This is a genomic window from Rhizobium sp. BK456 (assembly GCF_014194045.1).
Taxonomy (GTDB): domain Bacteria; phylum Pseudomonadota; class Alphaproteobacteria; order Rhizobiales; family Rhizobiaceae; genus Rhizobium; species Rhizobium redzepovicii.
The window spans coordinates 117,989-134,969 of sequence record NZ_JACIAO010000010.1 but is presented as its reverse complement, the minus strand read 5'-3'; the positions used below and the strand labels follow the sequence as shown (position 1 = coordinate 134,969).

The following is a 16,981-nucleotide window of genomic DNA, read 5'->3' as shown; positions in this document are numbered from 1 at the left end:
AGTTTTCAGACCCGTCGCGGCAAAGGATCGGCATTTTTTCACCATCGGGTCGCCGCCGGCTGCCCAACTGCGGTGCAAACTCGCGACGGCCCACAATCAGCTTCCGAATCTGGCAGGAGCGTTCAGCCGGTCGGGAAGCTCCTAGCGAGTGATGCACTGATCATTCCCAAGCGGAGAGCGACGGACAAACATTCGAGAATTGCCTCGGCGCGATACGCTCATGGCCCGCAGGTTGGGCCAGGGCGTTCGAGAAACCTGCGGAGGCCGTTGAGCGGCCGTCGTCTTGAAGGAATCGGCCGAAGAACGGCGCGGCCTGAGCTCATAGTCTTGACGCCTTAAGGATGGTGGAACTCGAACGTCAAACAGGATGCAACCGCGCGTGGCAGCGCACAATGCTGGTGAATGCCTTCCGGGGCACTTGGCGGAGTTCGGTATCGCGACGCGACAGGGCATTGCCGGAGTCGGAATGCTTATGTGACACGGATCAAGCACCGGCACATAGCGCGAGAAGGTGTCGATCACCGTCAGAACCCGCAACTTCTTTCCGGTCGCCAGTTGGTCGTGAACGAAGTCCATGGCCATGCCCCAACCCTCACGCTCTAAGAGCACATGCCCCCGACGGTAGCCGTAGCGCACTCTCGCAGATCTCGCGAATACGCCGTTCCAAGCCGGCCTGATCGGCACGGCGAGAGATGTAGTGTTAGCTTGAACGATCGAAGTTGAGCGTCCAATGACGGCCAAGGGCGTGCGTTATCGACATCATCCGGCCTCCACCCAATTCCTGCTCGCTTAGCGGCTCCGCTCCAATACGGCTATCTGCCTATGCAATCGCTGCCTTGGATCGAACCGGCTCAACGCTGCTTTTCCTTGATTTTCTCCGGAAGAAAGGAAGGCCACTATAATGAGGAATACGACGACCAGCTAACCTTAACTATCTCCGCTCTTGCTCCCACTTCGGCTTGCGACGGGGGTGGGAACTGGCGGCGACACTTGCGGCGAAAGGCTCACCGGCTCGGAAGAAAGGACCTGGCTTGCCGCCAGTGCGGTTTCCAGCTCGCGTTCGTCGTGCGATGAGAGGCCAAGTTTCAGGGCTCGGATCGCGCCGAGGTCCGCTCTCGCAAGGTTCCTCCTGGCCGAGATGGACGAAGCCGCAACCTTCCTCGATCGCAAGCCGCCAGTGGTCGTTGACGATCAGCTCACATCGATTTAGCGCAGACTGCTACTGCGCGACTAATCTCGGTACATAATTCAGCCTCCGGACGATCCTTGATGCGCAACTGTACCAGCTTGATGCCGAGAGGGTACCAGTCGGGCAATCCACTCGGCGCTGTCGACGATCAGGTAAAACGGGTCGCGCTTCAAGTGAACACCGCCTTTCCGATCACCGGCGTGGAGGGTACGGCCATGTCGCGCGGCTCCATCAGTCCGGCGTTAAAGGCTTGATTGCCGGCGGCGATTGCCGCGGCAAAGGCGGCTGCCATCGCGGCGGGATCTGCCGCGCCGGCAACGGCGGTGTTGAGCAGAACCGCATCGAAACCGAGCTCCATGACCGCAGTTGCGTGCGACGGCCGACCGATACCGGCATCGACGATCAGCGACACGTCAGGGAAATGGGCCCGCATTGCTCTGAGCGCCGTGGGATTGAGCGGCCCGGCGGCACTGCCGATCGGTGCGCACCAAGGCATGAGCACCTTGCAGCCGGCGTCCAGCAGTCGTTCGGCCACAACCAGATCGTCCGTCGTGTACGGGAAGACTCCAAAACCTTCACCGACGAGAATGCGAGCCGCCTCGACGAGACCGAAGACATCCGGCTGTAACGTATCATGGTTGCCGATAACCTCGAGCTTGATCCAGTCGGTGGAGAACAGCTCGCGTGCCATCCTTGCCGTCAGCACCGCTTCCGCGACGCTGTGGCAACCTGCGGTGTTGGGTAGGATACGAACGCCGAGCGCGCGGACCATTTCGAAGAAGGTGCCCCCACTGCGGCCGCCAGACATTTCACGACGAAGCGAGATGGTGACGATTTCCGTCGCCGATTGCCTTACAGCCTCGGCGAGGACGGCAGGAGAGGGGTATCGCGCTGTGCCAAGCAGCAGACGGGAGGTAATTTCGGACCCATAAAGCGTCAGCATCAGTCAACCTCCCTGCATCGGCGACAGGATTTCGATTCTGTCATTGTCGTTGAGCGATCGATCGAACCGGTCTTCGCGATGGACAAGCTCACCGTTGACGGCTGTCGCCAGCCAATCACCCTCGTATTCCATCAAGACTAAAAGCTCCGACAGCGTCTCAGCCGCGACATCCAGAGCCTCGCCATTTACGATTAATTTCATGGGGCGTTCCTTCCCGTAGTGTGTTGGTTGAAGACAAGTTCAGCGGCCTCGGCGGCCATGGCTGGCGCGAGCAGAAAGCCGTGGCGGTAGAGGCCGTTGAGCGAGATCACCTTCCCCTGATGGCTTGCACGTGGAAGATTGTCCGGAAAGGCTGGGCGGATTCCGACACCCGTTTCGATTATGGTTGCATCGGCAAAGGCCGGATTTAGCGTGTATGCAGCGTTGAGCAGTTCCATCAGTGAACGGGCGACTATAGGCCCGTCGAATTCCGTCTCGATCATCGTCGCGCCGACCATGAACAGACCGTCTCCACGCGGGACGATGTAGACGGGGAAACGCGGATGGAGCAAGCGGACCGGCCGGGAGAGATCCACGTCAAAGCTTCTAAGGTAGAGCATTTCGCCGCGAACGCCGCGCAACTCCTTCGCCTCGCCGATCTGCGCTGCGCCCGTGCAATCGACGACACCGTCAAAGCTCTCCTCGTGCGGGCTCTCGCCCACGAAGGTGACCCCCTGAACCGTCAGCTTGGTGCGCAGCAGACACAACACTCGCCGAGGATCGAGATGGGCTTCGCGGCGAAAGAACAGCCCATGCCGGAATCGCCCGGAAAGAGAGGGTTCCAGCGACGCGATCGCCGGCTCTTCCAGCCATTCATAATCGGTCGTGCGGCAGGCAAAGCGTCTCAGTTCACCAAGATCGCGGGCCGACGCGACCACGAGCGTTCCGTTTCGTCGCACCTCTCCAGGCACCATTGCGTCCCATTTGTCGGCGGCGGTGAGGCCGCGCATCAGCACGGCGCCATCAGCACTCTCCTGCTCGCACCAGGGCGCCAACATTCCGCCCGCGAGCCACGATGCAGCGCCGAGGAAACTGCCATATGGATCGAGCACGGTGACCTCGGCATCTCGAGCGCGCAGTTCATGCGCCACCGTCAGGCCGGCAACGCCGGCGCCTTTGACAAGCACACGCATCTCATTCGCCCAATTGCTGTTGGGTTTCTATCGGCATATAGATGCCGCCGCCCTCATGATAACGCGCTGCCATCGCATCCAGACCTTCCTTCTGTGCTTCGGCGCGGATATCGTGCGAGATGCGCATGGAGCAGAATTTTGGGCCGCACATGGAGCAGAAATGCGCCACCTTATGGGCTTCCTTCGGCAACGTCTCGTCGTGGAAGCTGCGGGCGGTTTCGGGGTCTAGCGAGAGGTTGAACTGATCCTCCCAGCGGAATTCGAAACGGGCACGCGAGAGCGCGTCATCGCGCAGCTGTGCTGCCGGATGCCCCTTGGCGAGATCAGCCGCGTGGGCCGCGATCTTGTAGGTGATAACGCCGGTCTTGACGTCAGTGCGATCGGGAAGGCCGAGATGCTCCTTCGGCGTGACGTAGCAGAGCATCGCGGTGCCGAACCAGCCGATCATGGCTGCGCCTATTCCAGAGGTGATGTGATCGTACCCCGGTGCGATATCCGTCGTCAGCGGCCCGAGCGTGTAGAAGGGTGCCTCGCCGCAGACCTCGAGCTGCTTGTCCATGTTCTCCTTGATCTTGTGCATCGGCACATGGCCGGGGCCCTCGATCATCACCTGGCAGTCTTTCGCCCAGGCGATCTTGGTCAGCTCTCCCAGTGTTTCCAGTTCGGCGAATTGCGCTGCATCGTTGGCATCGGCGATGGAGCCGGGACGCAGGCCGTCGCCGAGCGAGAAGGAGACGTCATAGGCGCGGCAGATGTTGCAGATCTCCTCGAAATGTTCGTATAGGAAGCTTTCGCGATGATGATGGAGACACCACTTCGCCATGATCGAACCGCCGCGCGAGACGATGCCGGTGACGCGGTTGACGGTGAGCGGGATGTAGTGAAGCCGCACGCCGGCGTGGATGGTGAAATAGTCGACGCCCTGTTCGGCCTGTTCGATCAGCGTGTCACGATAGACCTCCCAGGACAGGTCTTTGGCAATGCCCTCGACCTTCTCCAGCGCCTGATAGAGCGGCACGGTACCGATCGGCACCGGCGAATTGCGGATGATCCATTCGCGGATATTGTGGATATTGCGGCCGGTGGAAAGATCCATGACCGTGTCGGCGCCCCAGCGGGCCGCCCAGACCATTTTCTCGACCTCTTCCGTCATGGACGAGGTGACAGCAGAATTGCCAATATTGGCGTTGATCTTCACCAGGAAATTCCGGCCGATGATCATCGGCTCGGATTCCGGATGATTGATGTTGGCGGGGATGATCGCCCGACCCGCCGCCACTTCCTGCCGGACGAATTCCGCCGTCACATGGTCCGGAATATGGGCGCCGAAGCTTTCGCCGTCGCGGACCATGGCATCCGCCTGCGCCTTGCGACCAAGGCTTTCGCGGATGGCTATGAATTCCATCTCGGGCGTGATGATGCCTGATCGCGCATAGGCGAGCTGGGTGACCGCCTTGCCATCCCTGGCTCGTAGCGGCTGACGTTTAGTGGGAAATTCGGGCGTCAGCCTTTCGCCGCTGGCAAAGCCGTTGTCTTCGGGGCGGATATGGCGGCCCTGATAGGCTTCGACATCGCCGCGCGCGAGCACCCAGTCGCGGCGGAGCTGCGACAGGCCCTGCTCGATGCGGATATCAGCACCCTCGATCGTATAGGGACCGGAGGAATCATAGACGACAACAGGCGGCTCGCCCGATGTCGGATGAACGCTGATCTCGCGCATCGGCACACGGATGTCGGCGTGTATGTCTCCCGGGATGTAAATCTTCCGCGACGCCGGCAGCGGGCCTTTGGTGACTGTGGGGGTGATGGTCTTCGCGGCAATTTTCATGGTTTGAGGCTCCAAGTTTTCGATTGGAGACCCAGTCCTCAGCCGGAATGATGAAAAGACGCCGGCACGGATTCCGCGCGTGAATCCACTGCTTCGAGCGCTTGCACCGTCCCTACGCCAGTATGAACTGGATCAGGTTCAACGGGTCACTGCGCTACAATCGGCAAAGCCGCATTGTCCAGCAGTATCTCAGCCCCTTGCCGGGACCCCCCTGGTGAATGCAAAAAGGGTAGAGGCTTGCCGAGGGGACTGTCAAGCGACAATCTGCGATGGCTCGGGGTTAGGTTACACACAGGATATCGTGCGTGTCGCCGCTGTTAAACGATGGACAAGGGCAATCGTCCGGCCGGCACGCTTCCGCAAGACAAGCGCCCTTGTCGCATGCACGAGATACCGAAGCGCTATTGAGAAAGCAGGCGCGGAACTGGAAAGTCTAGTACTTTTTCCGTGTAGCTTTCGACCAGGGCGCTAAACGGCGTGCCGTCTGGAAGTTTCAATACGGCTCGATGTTCGAGCAGGAACGCCGGCAGGCCGGGGGAACTTGTTTCATGCGCTGTTAAGCCGTCCATGTCCCAGCCTTCGGATAGAGGGGACCAGAGCAACTTGGCAGACAGGTTTGTGCGAGTGAAATTGAGAGCCTGAACGGCTCTGCCAAACGCGATATCGCTGGTATTCAACGCCTGATTCATCTCTGCAGTTAATTTTGCAGGTACATACCAGTTGTCGGCTTCGGACAAGACGCGTTCGCCGCAGACCAGTCGGACGCGGCGATAGGCGATCAACTCACCGGGTCCGACGCTCAGAAGATCACGGATGTGCTCATCGGCCGGTTTGCCTTGCCCGCCCACATGCTGAGCTACGATCTTTGAACCTTCCGGTGCGAGCTTATGCGCGGCGCACCAGCGGTCAAGGGTAAACGTGGCACTGGCGTTACTCAGGAGATTTGCATTCAAGGTCTGGAGGATCGCAAGCGCTTCCACTCGAGATGCCGGCGTGTTCAGCCACTGAGATTCTATAGAAGGCTCTTGCGCAACTGCGATCTGGGTGCCCAGCAAGATGGCGGCCGCTGCAAGTGCGGCGATGCGAATGCATTTCGCAGGACATAATGACATGGAGAATGAAATCCTTTCTGCAGTATGATTGGGCAAACCTTGCGGGCCAAATATCCTTGATTTTTGCCGACGGGCGACCGTTGTCCGCGTACATGATAGCGGCAGCAGGGTTTGAACTGCGGCTCGCGTGTACCGCACAATGGTCAGGTTCCTGAAGACTTTCTTACCATCTTTCGAATTTGAAAGCGTTGGCGACTGAGCCGGCGCTTCCATTCTGGAATTTGGAAACCCGAGAGACGTGGATTTCAAATGAGAAACGTGGCTGCCGGTCCGAATTCTCCCAATTCTATACTCGTAACTCTCACTCAAAGGTTCAACGCCTTTGTCTTCGCCCTCGCTTGTTGCGAGATGTTCATATAGCTGGATCGGATAAAATAGCTCGCAACCGAAAGCAAAATCCAGAAGCCATTGTTGGAAAAAAGTCGTCTTCGTCGACCCGGAGCCCTCCTGCCGGTCGATTGACAATTGCAGACCAGGCGGCGACGCGCCGTCGATGGTTGCCAACCGCAGATGCGAGTAGCCAGGGTGCTTGTCTGATTCCTTTTTGTGGTGCATGTCATCGTGCTCCTTGTGCGAGCCTCCCGACGATGATGTCGCCGGCAAGTTTTCAGCATTCATAGGAAACGATATTCCTGTGGTGCGCTATCGCAGCTCTTAGTTGGAACAGTTCATGAAAACCATCAGCAACGCAACAGATGAGCCGGATATATTTTATAGTATATATTTCCTCGCTCGCAAAAAATGCAAATTGCATTATAAAAATCTGTGAGATGTAGGATATATTATTGCTTATATACATACATATATTGACTTCAAGGCTTTAAGGGGCTGGATGGAATGCAGGTCTCCGAAGGCCACGGCAAACGTTCGCTGGTCGAAATGGCGGACGATACAAGTCTATGGGCGCGCCAGGTCGCCCCTAACGGAGCACCCTTTATCGCCGTGCCGCAGGCGCATTTCGAATGCCGCGCATGATTTGATCCTTCAGTCGATTCCAATTTGGGGAATATGCAGCAAGCGACATTCGACGGGTTCCTACACGAGACGAAGTCGAGAACACGTGCTGACACATGACGTACACGGTCATCAGTCGGCGCTCCCTATATAGTGGTCAGGGTTGCTGGTGATCCAACTGCCCGCGCACCTCGTTTCCGCGCTTCAGGAGATTGAGGATTGGACAGAGCTTTTCCACGGTCGCCCGCAGTCTGGCGACGTCCGCGGTACTTGCGGGAGATACTAGTGTGACCAGGTAGTTGATGTCCTGGGGATAGACGGGAACGTCTTGATATCCTTCTGCACCTGCACGCGGATCGATCGTGGCGGAGACTTCCGCATGCAGCGATTCCAGCGGCACGCCCTGATCGGAAGCATGGATCAGAAAAGTATGGGTCAGGCAGCTCGCAATCGCACCGAGCAGCAGTTCTGGAGACGACGGACCCAGATTATAGCCTGCGAACTCGGGCGGGCTGTCGGAAATGACCTGGAAATCCCGAATTCGGATACGTCGCACGCCGCTGCGGCCTTCAGCGCTTGCACTGGCCTCAAATGTGACCGCACTCAGATCCCCCTTTCTGACGCGCGCCCGCCAATCGAGTAGTGCTTCGTGCTTCTGTCGGAGATACTCATTCAAAGTTGCCATGGCTTGCTAATATTCCTGTTGTGGAGACCGATGCCGAGATGGCCAAAGCGCCGCGTTGCGCGCGCCGTTCAACCACGAGCTCGCGAGAAATGGGATCAATGAAAACAATCTTTGCTAGGTAAGACAGTTGCTGGAGGTTCAGCCTCTTTGCGAATCCGCGTCCGACGGGGGCTGTGTCGCCGTCAATTGTCCGCTTCCCGATCAAGACGATATCAGGCCTCAATGTCCGGCACCTGTTTGATACAGACCACGATGTGCATAGTCGTTTAAGCTCCCAATCGGACTTGGACTGTAGGGCCCCGCTCACTCTGAGCACTTCTCATGCCAATCAGGTTGAGGCGGTAACCCTGCGACATTGCACATGTTTATTGTCGCTATACCGAGGGTGTTTTGTAAGGGTGCGGACATGTCGTGTCGCAATCTGCCTCGATCACTACCGCGATGGAGAGGGCGGCGGGATACGGTGACCATCAAGCCTCGTATTAGAACGGGCACCTATTTCCAACGATTTGGTCCTTTGTTACCTAGGAGGTAAGCGCCCTGAACAAGATTGCTCGAATAGACGCGTGCTGGAACCTCCCGCTCTAAGCGCGAGGGATCCAAATGGAAGATGCTCTCCATCGGGGTACAGTCAGAGTCCTTAAAAACCGACCCCTCTTGACTGTTGGCCATCATTCTCATATCCGGTCTTGGTAGAATTTACTAATCGAGCGGATCTCAACTTCCTGCTACCGGTAAGCTAGGTCGCCACTCTCGGCTATGATCGAGCCGCCACCAACAACCCATTCCCAGGTCCATGAACTTTGAAACGGATGACGAACATCGCCGTCGATCTATCGCGTATTCGCGCAAAGCCTGTTCAGGATCGACGTTTGGCCATCCACCGAACGCTCGGCCGTAACCATCTCCATAGCTCCTCGGTGACGTGTGAGGAGCGACCGGCGACAGGAACTAAATTAATGTCTCCACGAGCTCTCGCGCCCGCTCCGTTGCCTGCCGCCAATAAAAGCGCTGCCAATCTCCCGCGCGGTGTCCCTATACTGCCTTTAGATTCTCTTGGCGAGCGCATCGCGATCATTGGCCCCTCAAACGCAGGCAAGTCGACTTTGGCGGTTGCCCTGTCTAAAAAGCTCCGTATTCCAGCCGTGCATCTCGATCAACTTCACCATCTGCCCGGAACGGATTGGCAGTCGCGCCCTGAAGCAGAATTTGCCGCGCTTCATGATGCGGCAATCCACGAAGAGCGGTGGATTATCGAAGGCAGCTACTCGCGCCTGATGCCGCAGCGATTAGCCCGCGCCACTGGCGTTATTGTCATCACTTCAAATCACTGGCTACGCTTTTTTCGCTATCTCAAGCGAACCCTTGCCGATCAATCGGATCGCGCCGGACATCTCGAAGGTGCCAAAGACAGCATCAAATGGGAGATGGTTTATTGGATTCTCTTTAAGACCCGTAACAGCGGCGTCAGATATGCGACGGTTCTTCAGGAGTTCGGCTTGCCAACTGTCGAGTGCCACACTGCGACTGCCCTTAATAGCCTCTATCGCGATTGGGCTCTGCCGATGCCCCGGTAGGAACTTTTGGCCCGACGTTCATGGCAATTCGCAAGCTAATTTAGGATGATGTTTTCTCCATCTGCCCTTTGCAGCCGCCGCGGTTTAGATAGTGTGACGTCTGATTCCTAGCGAAACCAAAAAGCTCGGTTCCTACACTGTGCGCTGCTCATCGAAATGTCCGAGCGTAATCGCAATTTCTCATCACCTAGATATTTGATCCCAGGCTTTGATGGGGCATCCTTGTCTTCCGATCAAGGGATGCGCTATAGGCCAGGTTCTTCATGGGAGCGCCACGACGACAGAGGCAATCCGTCGAGCGATACAACGTAGTCAAGAGAGCCTGAGAACGCGTCGAAGCGTTACGGGAACAATCAGAAGACCGTCGCCAAGTGGCGGAAGCGGTCCTCGGTTGCGGACCTTCCGACCGGCCCGAAAGAGCCGAGATCGACGGTGCTCTACGTCGAGGAGAAGGCCGTTATCGTTGCCTTTCGCCGATATACGCTGCTGCCGCTCGATGACTGCCTCTATGCACTGCAGCCGACATCCCGCATCTTACGCGGTCTTCGCTGCATCGTTGCCTGCAGCGTCACGGCATCGGCCGCCTGCCGGATGTCGATGGCGACAAGCCGGCGAAGAACAAGTTCAAGAGCCACCCTATCGGCTATTTCCACATTGACATTGCCGAGGTGCGCACCGAACAGGGCAAGCTGCACATGTTTGTCGCCATCGATCGCACCTCGAAGTTTGCCTTCGTCGAACTGCACGAGAAGGCTACCACCGCCGTCTCGCGCGAGTTCCTCCTACGCTTGATTGCTGCCGTCCCCTACAAGATCCACACCGTGCTCACCAACAACGGCATCCAGTTCACCACACCCGGCGCTGGCGGCTCGGCTGTGTCGCTGATCAAAGAAGCGATCGCAGCCACGATCAACGTCGTCAGCACCTCGCCGACTTCGTCGCCGCTTATAACTTTGGCCGCAGGCTCAAGACCCTTAAGGGCCTCACACGCTACGAGTTCATCTGCAAGGCATGGGCTTCACAGCCCGAACGCTTTATCCTCGATCCGCTCCATCAAATGCCGGGACTAAACATCCAACTCCTGTCTCCAAAATACGGTTGAGTCGCAGCACTCTCACCCCGGCTTAAAGACACACAAACGCCATCCCCCGCTGCCGTGCTACAGATTGAGGACAAAGTCGCTCAACGCAACCAAGTGGTCTAGGCCCTCGATCGTCGTGCTTCTATCATCGGTGGATTGCGCGAAGGGTTCGGCAACTCCTCCTCTGCTCTGGTGTCACCCATTGTATCGGAGAGATTGTCCTGGGCGGCAATTTAGAAACTGATACCCTCGGTCAGGTCAACCGCCTTATCTCGCAAATGAGCCGCGTCACCGGGGAACCCTGCCGCATAACCGCCATCCACTCCCGCAGAAATGGCTTCGACAATTTGCGTGGACCCCGTAGGGCCCGTGATATCGTGTTGTACCTGCGCATCAGGTCGCTCGGGCTGAAGAGCGACAGCATGTGAAATTCGCAGGCCGTTGTGGACACAGCCGGCGCGATAGTGATTATTTGCAGGCTTGTTGCGATGCTGAAGACGTCGCTGAAAAATTACCGAGACACCGAGGCTTCTTAAATTGAAAAAAGTACAGCGCAGCTTTGCCGTCGAGTACAAATCAGGTCGGCGAAAACTCAATTCCAAACCGAACTCGATTTGGGGAGACACAGATCTCAAGTCGGTTGCTCAAGATCTGCAGGACGAGGCAATGCCATTTATGTCATTAACTCCTGAGGCAAGAAGCAGCGAGTTGCTTGTAGCCCGAGAAGAACAAGCTGGACCGTTATTGACACTGCCGATCGGGCAGGAGACAAATGCATCGGCTTTACAGGAGACCACAATGGCCGACGAAAACGCTACGATGATCAATGCCGACACACCGGCCGCCGCGGCGCCCGATGTACCGAAAAAAGTGCGCAAACCTCGCGCCAAGAAGGCAGTGCCTGAAACTGCTTCAGTAGCCGTTTCTGTGCAACCGGCAGCGGCTTCGAATGCCACCGCCGGAAAGCAGAAGAGAGGACGCAAAGCAAAGTCTGACGAAGGTGCGACAAGTGCCAGACGTGCGCCTGTCAAACGTGCTCCAAGGGCGGTGCAGACAGCGACCGCACCGTCGGTGGCTGCAGTTGATGAGTTTGCGGATCTTCTGCAGCTGGAAGAGGAAAACCAGAGACTGCGCAAGCTGCTGGCCGAGAAGCTCCGCGCAGAAAATGCCGATCTACGAAAGCGGCTCAACCTCGGTTGATCGGCAGCAGACGGCCAAGCGCTGGCCGCATTCTGATGCTTATTGAAGTCAAGATCATGGCGGCAGTTCGTTCTGCCGCCAACGCTTTTTCTCGCAGTTGCACACGGGGTAGAATTCGAGGTTAAACAAATGGCGTCTCCATGGAAACTTCTTGCCCGGCTGGTGTCCCCGCGACGCCAGCAGAGACAAGAACACGGCTCGACAGATGGCGTGAAGCCGGACGTATTGGCTATCGCCAAGCCGACTGAAAGAGCAGCCAATAACGAATTGGACGCCACAGACGGTCCGGCCGACAAAAAGCCAGTTCCTCACGGTCATTCCGCAGCGGTTCTAGCGGTTCCGGATTATTCGGAAGAAACGGCAAGCGCTGTTGATGTTCGCGTAGATATCGATGGCGCGAGGCCCGTGGAAGCGCCTGATCCGGCTTTGTCCGATGAGGCTGATACAGCCGCGCATGCCGCACCTAGGGTCTTTCGTCTTGGCGAAGGTCAGACGCGAAAGCGCGGCAAGAAGGCGAAAATGAGTGCAGTCGTTCTTCGACCGTCTTCAAATGTTTCTACCGCTTCTGACGATGCAATCAATCTTGATGAAGAGATCAGCCTTCTCCGAGACCAGTTGGCGCGCAAGCTTCAAATGCAGAATGCACTGTTGAGGAGGATGCTGGAGCGGTTCGAATATTAATCGAAATGAAGAATCAACCCCGCATTGCCGCACGTTGGTTGTTACCGATAGGGTCTCTATCACGAGGGGATAAAGCCCTTGTTGTCATCCTGATTTGGCATCGATCTCACCCGACAATCATTTGTGATGCGGGGTTCAGGAGTGTGCTAGGCGCGGTCTAGTTTTTTGTCGCTATTGATGTTTCGGGCCCAAGGTTGACGGAAATCAAATCGGCTCGACTTGATGTCTGTCACAACGCGATGATTTCTGGCACGAAGCGGGGGTAAACACTTTGGGTGCTGGCGCTCCAGCTCCGTCGATCGAAGCGCTGGACTGGCTACGCGGCGTAACCGCTTTCCAACTTCCAGCTCGGCAAGATATACATCCTCGACTTCGTTTCGACTACCTGCGGACCTTGCGGGCGGGCGCTGGCTCGCCTGGGATCGCTGCAGAAGAAATACAGCGACATTGAAGTTGAAGTCATCGGAGTTGCAGCAAATGAGAAAGCTGCAACGGCGGACGAGGCTCGAGCTCAGGTGGACGCATGGCTAACTACATGGCTCCCGCATTCGAAAATTCGGGTCGCATTCGACCACTCATATCCCGGTCGAGGCTTGCAAAAAATTCTTGGCTCTCCTGTTGGGACTTCAAAGGCCAACGTCCCTTCATTCAGCGTGTCGAAACCGTATGTCGGCTCTCCGAGTGGGCTTGCCCACGGGCAACAATGGACGAGACGTGGACTTGACGGTGGAATAGTCAGCGCGTGTCAGCGGATTAAAGCCTTTGTACTTATGACCGCAGCGTCGTTCCGTCTTTCTGTCCTCGCGTTGATGTGGATCAAGGAGAAATTTGTGGCTTCATGACAGTCCTGGCGAGAAAGACGGCCGCGAAGCGGTCGTCGGCGTACTGGGGACGACATCATGAATTACACAACGGAAACGATGGTGATCGCGGTCGCGGCGTTTCTAGCGCTGCTACTAGCCGCATTCGCGCATGATCATCTCTTTGCGGTTCATATGGGCATACTTTGCCTCTGCCTCGTTATGGGGGCTGTGCTGATGGTCAGCAAGGTTGAATTTTCGCCGGCAGGCCGACAGCGTAACGTCGATAAGTCCGGCTATTTCGACGAGGTGATACGGTATGGCTTGATCGCCACGGTGTTTTGGGGCGTGGTTGGCTTTCTGGTTGGCGTGATCATCGCGCTGCAACTGGCCTTTCCTGACCTCAACATCGCCCCTTATCTCAATTTCGGAAGACTGCGGCCCGTGCACACGTCGGCGGTTATCTTCGCCTTTGGCGGCAATGCGCTCATCATGACGTCGTTCTACGTCGTGCAACGCACCTGTCGCGCGCGTCTTTTCGGCGGCAACCTGGCTTGGTTCGTATTCTGGGGCTACCAGCTTTTTATCGTGATGGCTGCGACCGGATACGTTCTTGGAATCACTCAAGGCCGTGAATATGCCGAACCTGAGTGGTACGTCGACCTCTGGCTGACCATCGTTTGGGTAGCCTACCTAGCAGTGTATCTTGGAACGATCCTGAAGCGCAAAGAGCCACACATCTATGTGGCAAACTGGTTCTACCTTGCCTTCATCATCACCATCGCCATGCTGCACGTGGTCAACAACCTTGCGGTTCCGGCATCATTCCTCGGCTCCAAGAGCTATTCTGCCTTCTCGGGCGTCCAGGACGCGCTGACCCAATGGTGGTACGGCCACAACGCCGTCGGCTTCTTCCTCACCGCCGGCTTCCTGGGAATGATGTATTATTTCGTGCCGAAGCAGGCCAACCGACCGGTCTATTCATACCGGCTTTCGATCATCCACTTCTGGGCGCTGATCTTCATGTACATCTGGGCCGGCCCACATCATCTGCACTACACGGCACTGCCCGACTGGGCCCAGACGCTCGGCATGGTCTTCTCGATCATGCTCTGGATGCCCTCCTGGGGCGGCATGATCAACGGCCTCATGACCCTTTCGGGCGCCTGGGACAAGATCCGCACCGATCCGATCATCCGTATGATGGTCGTCGCCATTGGCTTTTATGGCATGTCGACCTTCGAAGGCCCGATGATGTCTGTGAAAACCGTCAATTCGCTCAGCCACTATACCGAATGGACGATCGGTCACGTGCATTCCGGCGCACTCGGCTGGGTCGGGATGATCACCTTCGGGGCGATCTACTACCTGACGCCGAAGCTGTGGGGGCGCGAGCGTCTCTACAGCCTGCGGATGGTCAACTGGCACTTCTGGCTCGCAACGCTTGGCATTGTCGTTTACGCGGCCGTGCTCTGGGTTGCCGGCATACAGCAGGGGCTGATGTGGCGCGAATACAATTCCCAGGGCTTCCTCGTCTATTCCTTCGCCGAGACGGTCGCGGCGATGATCCCCTACTACGTGCTGCGCGCGGTCGGCGGAGCTCTTTATCTGGCGGGCGGCCTCGTCATGGCCTGGAACGTGTTCATGACGATCCGCGGCCACCTGCGCGACGAAGCTGCAATCCCGATCACTTTCGTGCCCCAACCACAGCCTGCCGAATGAGGTGAGACATGGCATCGATATTGGATAAACATAAGATCCTCGAAAAGAATGCGACGCTTCTTCTGGTCGGCTCGCTGCTGGTCGTCAGCATCGGCGGCATCGTCGAAATCGCACCGCTGTTCTACCTGCAGAATACGATTGAAAAGGTGAAAGGCATGCGGCCGTACACGCCGCTCGAATTGGCCGGGCGGAACATCTACATCCGCGAAGGCTGCTACCTCTGCCACAGCCAGATGATCAGGCCTTTCCGCGACGAGGTCGAACGTTACGGCCATTACTCGCTCGCAGCCGAGTCCATGTACGATCATCCTTTCCAGTGGGGATCCAAGCGAACCGGGCCGGATCTGGCCCGTGTCGGCGCGCGTTACTCCAACGAATGGCATGTCCAGCATCTCGCGGACCCACGGGCAGTCGTGCCGGAGTCGATCATGCCGAGTTACGCCTTCCTCAAAGAGCAGAGGGTGACGGTGAAGGACGTGGGAATGGACCTGAAGGCCAACGAGGACGTGGGCGTGCCTTATAGCGACGACATGCTGGCGAACGCGGAGGCCGACATGAAGGCCCAAGCCGATCCGAACTCAGATACGACGGCCCTGCTTGCCCGCTATCCGAAGGCGAAGACCGGCGATTTCGACGGCGATCCTGCTGCGCTGACCGAAATGGATGCCCTGGTGTCCTACCTGCAGATGCTCGGAACGTTGGTCGATTTCTCGACCTACGACGACGCGACCGGCTACCGATGAGGTGATCCATGGAAACCTACACTGCAATGAGACAATTTGCCGACAGCTGGGGCCTCCTGGCAATGGCGGCATTCTTCATCAGCGCGATTGTGTTCACTCTTCGCCCAGGCAGCAACCAAACGGCGAAAGAGGCCGCCGATATTCCCTTGAAGGATGATTGAGATGTCGGAAAAACATATCGATGAATTTAGCGGCGTCGAAACGACCGGACATGAATGGGACGGCATCCGCGAACTCAACAATCCGATGCCCCGCTGGTGGGTGTGGACCTTCTACGCCACTATCGTCTGGGCCTTGTGCTATGCGATCGCATATCCCGCGATCCCGATGATTACCGACGCTACGAAGGGCATGCTGGGCTATTCCAGCCGCGCCGAGCTGCAGCAGAACCTCGATCAGGCCAAGGCATCGCAGACGACGCTTCATGATCTGATCGCCGCCAAGACAGTGCACGAGATCGATTCCGATTCTGCCCTTCGCGAATTCGCAGTCGCCGGCGGCGCATCTGCATTCAAGGTGAACTGCGCGCCGTGCCATGGCTCGGGAGCAAGCGGCGGCCCGGGATTTCCGAACCTCAACGACGACGATTGGCTGTGGGGTGGAGACCTGGATGCCATCGAGGCGACGATCGCGCATGGAATTCGCTTCGACGAGGATACGGACACTCATGCTTCCGAGATGCCGCCCTTTGCCGAAGTTCTGGATCCCCTCCAGACAAGGCAGGTCGCGGCTTACGTCTGGGGACTGACCAATACACCCTCGGACCCCGGCCTCGCAGAGGCCGGAAAACAGGTCTTCGTCGATAACTGTGCCGCATGTCACGGCGACGACGCCAAAGGAAAAGCCGAAATGGGCGCGCCGGATCTCGCCGATGCGATTTGGCTGAAGGCACGTGGCGAGGATGCGATCATCCGTCAGGTGGCCGCTCCCAAGCATGGCGTCATGCCTGCCTGGGCAGGGCGTCTCGGCGATACGACCGTCAAGGAACTTACCATTTTCGTGCATTCGCTTGGCGGCGGGACGTGAGGAAAAAACCATGACAGCTCACGGCGACAACCAAATCCTCGATCTCTATGGCACGACGCGGCAAGGCCACGCCGCCACCTTCCAATCAGGACGACCTAGCAAAGAGCGGCAGGCCGATCATCAGTTGGACCTGCCTCAAACACCACGAGCAGACAAGCCGGTTGCAATAGCCTTGTCGAGGACGTTCCAGCGTGGTTGCTTGTTCCCCCGCAGCCCCCCAAAGCCACGCCCTCTCTCCATGGCGTTTTCCTTTCGCGGGAAGGCCTTG

General features: G+C 57.5%; 14 protein-coding genes, 3 pseudogenes and 1 riboswitch. Of the genes and pseudogenes, 9 read left to right on the top strand and 8 right to left on the bottom strand.

Translation table 11 applies throughout. From position 1 onward, the window contains the following. Positions 1 to 480: 480 nt before the first annotated feature. The 7 genes and pseudogenes from FHX03_RS25565 to FHX03_RS25535 all read right to left on the bottom strand — a co-directional run. A pseudogene (locus tag FHX03_RS25565) lies at positions 481 to 661 on the bottom strand (IS3 family transposase); the annotation flags it as partial. A 371-nt stretch (positions 662 to 1,032) separates the two neighbouring features. Next, positions 1,033 to 1,362, bottom strand: a pseudogene (locus FHX03_RS25560) (thiamine phosphate synthase); the annotation flags it as partial. Beyond that, the gene (locus FHX03_RS25555; protein WP_183856041.1) at positions 1,359 to 2,132 is read right to left on the bottom strand and encodes a thiazole synthase; all 774 of its coding nucleotides are present in this window, start codon (positions 2,130 to 2,132) and stop codon (positions 1,359 to 1,361) included. The pseudogene FHX03_RS25560 and the gene FHX03_RS25555, both read right to left, overlap by 4 nt. A gap of 3 nt (positions 2,133 to 2,135) precedes the next feature. Further along, entirely contained in the window at positions 2,136 to 2,333 is a 198-nt protein-coding gene (thiS, locus tag FHX03_RS25550; protein ID WP_131591212.1) for a sulfur carrier protein ThiS, read from the bottom strand. Further along, positions 2,330 to 3,304 carry a glycine oxidase ThiO gene (gene thiO, locus FHX03_RS25545; protein WP_131702560.1) on the bottom strand — a complete coding sequence of 325 codons (975 nt, stop codon included), beginning with the start codon at positions 3,302 to 3,304 and terminating at the stop codon, positions 2,330 to 2,332. The genes thiS and thiO overlap by 4 nt, the downstream gene beginning before the upstream one ends. A 1-nt stretch (position 3,305) precedes the next feature. Continuing rightward, complete coding sequence (gene thiC / locus FHX03_RS25540; protein WP_183856039.1) at positions 3,306 to 5,132, bottom strand: phosphomethylpyrimidine synthase ThiC; 1,827 nt, start codon at positions 5,130 to 5,132, stop codon at positions 3,306 to 3,308. Between the two features lie 91 nt (positions 5,133 to 5,223). Continuing rightward, positions 5,224 to 5,355: riboswitch (TPP riboswitch) on the bottom strand. Between the two features lie 178 nt (positions 5,356 to 5,533). Next, positions 5,534 to 6,244, bottom strand: coding sequence for a hypothetical protein (locus tag FHX03_RS25535; RefSeq protein ID WP_183856201.1), 711 nt, complete (start codon positions 6,242 to 6,244; stop codon positions 5,534 to 5,536). An 837-nt stretch (positions 6,245 to 7,081) separates the two neighbouring features. Here FHX03_RS25535 and FHX03_RS25525 point away from each other — a divergent pair. After that, positions 7,082 to 7,219 (top strand): hypothetical protein, encoded by a 138-nt coding sequence (locus FHX03_RS25525; RefSeq protein WP_183856037.1) that lies wholly within the window; start codon positions 7,082 to 7,084, stop codon positions 7,217 to 7,219. Positions 7,220 to 7,355: 136 nt separating this feature from the next. Here FHX03_RS25525 and FHX03_RS25520 read toward each other — a convergent pair whose 3' ends face one another. After that, positions 7,356 to 7,883 carry an OsmC family protein gene (locus FHX03_RS25520; RefSeq protein ID WP_183856035.1) on the bottom strand — a complete coding sequence of 176 codons (528 nt, stop codon included), beginning with the start codon at positions 7,881 to 7,883 and terminating at the stop codon, positions 7,356 to 7,358. A gap of 812 nt (positions 7,884 to 8,695) precedes the next feature. On the opposite strand from FHX03_RS25520, the gene FHX03_RS25515 reads away from it, so the two are divergent. The 8 genes and pseudogenes from FHX03_RS25515 (at position 8,696) to ccoP (ending at position 16,713) form a co-directional block, all read left to right on the top strand. Continuing rightward, on the top strand, positions 8,696 to 9,460 hold the full coding sequence (locus FHX03_RS25515) for an AAA family ATPase (protein WP_245007087.1): 765 nt from the start codon (positions 8,696 to 8,698) through the stop codon (positions 9,458 to 9,460). 247 nt (positions 9,461 to 9,707) lie between these two features. Continuing rightward, positions 9,708 to 10,562 (top strand): annotated as a pseudogene (locus tag FHX03_RS25510) (DDE-type integrase/transposase/recombinase). A gap of 516 nt (positions 10,563 to 11,078) precedes the next feature. Then, entirely contained in the window at positions 11,079 to 11,741 is a 663-nt protein-coding gene (locus FHX03_RS25505; RefSeq protein WP_131702563.1) for a transcriptional regulator, read from the top strand. Between the two features lie 129 nt (positions 11,742 to 11,870). Further along, positions 11,871 to 12,422, top strand: a complete 552-nt coding sequence (locus tag FHX03_RS25500; protein ID WP_131702564.1) for a hypothetical protein — start codon at positions 11,871 to 11,873, stop codon at positions 12,420 to 12,422. 899 nt (positions 12,423 to 13,321) lie between these two features. Next, positions 13,322 to 14,944 carry a cytochrome-c oxidase, cbb3-type subunit I gene (gene ccoN, locus FHX03_RS25490; RefSeq protein ID WP_183856033.1) on the top strand — a complete coding sequence of 541 codons (1,623 nt, stop codon included), beginning with the start codon at positions 13,322 to 13,324 and terminating at the stop codon, positions 14,942 to 14,944. An 8-nt stretch (positions 14,945 to 14,952) separates the two neighbouring features. After that, positions 14,953 to 15,687 carry a cytochrome-c oxidase, cbb3-type subunit II gene (gene ccoO / locus FHX03_RS25485; RefSeq protein ID WP_183856031.1) on the top strand — a complete coding sequence of 245 codons (735 nt, stop codon included), beginning with the start codon at positions 14,953 to 14,955 and terminating at the stop codon, positions 15,685 to 15,687. 8 nt (positions 15,688 to 15,695) lie between these two features. Continuing rightward, positions 15,696 to 15,848 (top strand): cbb3-type cytochrome c oxidase subunit 3, encoded by a 153-nt coding sequence (locus FHX03_RS25480; RefSeq protein WP_131702567.1) that lies wholly within the window; start codon positions 15,696 to 15,698, stop codon positions 15,846 to 15,848. 1 nt (position 15,849) lies between these two features. Continuing rightward, positions 15,850 to 16,713: a cytochrome-c oxidase, cbb3-type subunit III gene (gene ccoP / locus FHX03_RS25475; RefSeq protein ID WP_183856030.1), complete on the top strand. Its 864-nt coding sequence runs from the start codon at positions 15,850 to 15,852 to the stop codon at positions 16,711 to 16,713. Positions 16,714 to 16,981 lie beyond the last annotated feature (268 nt).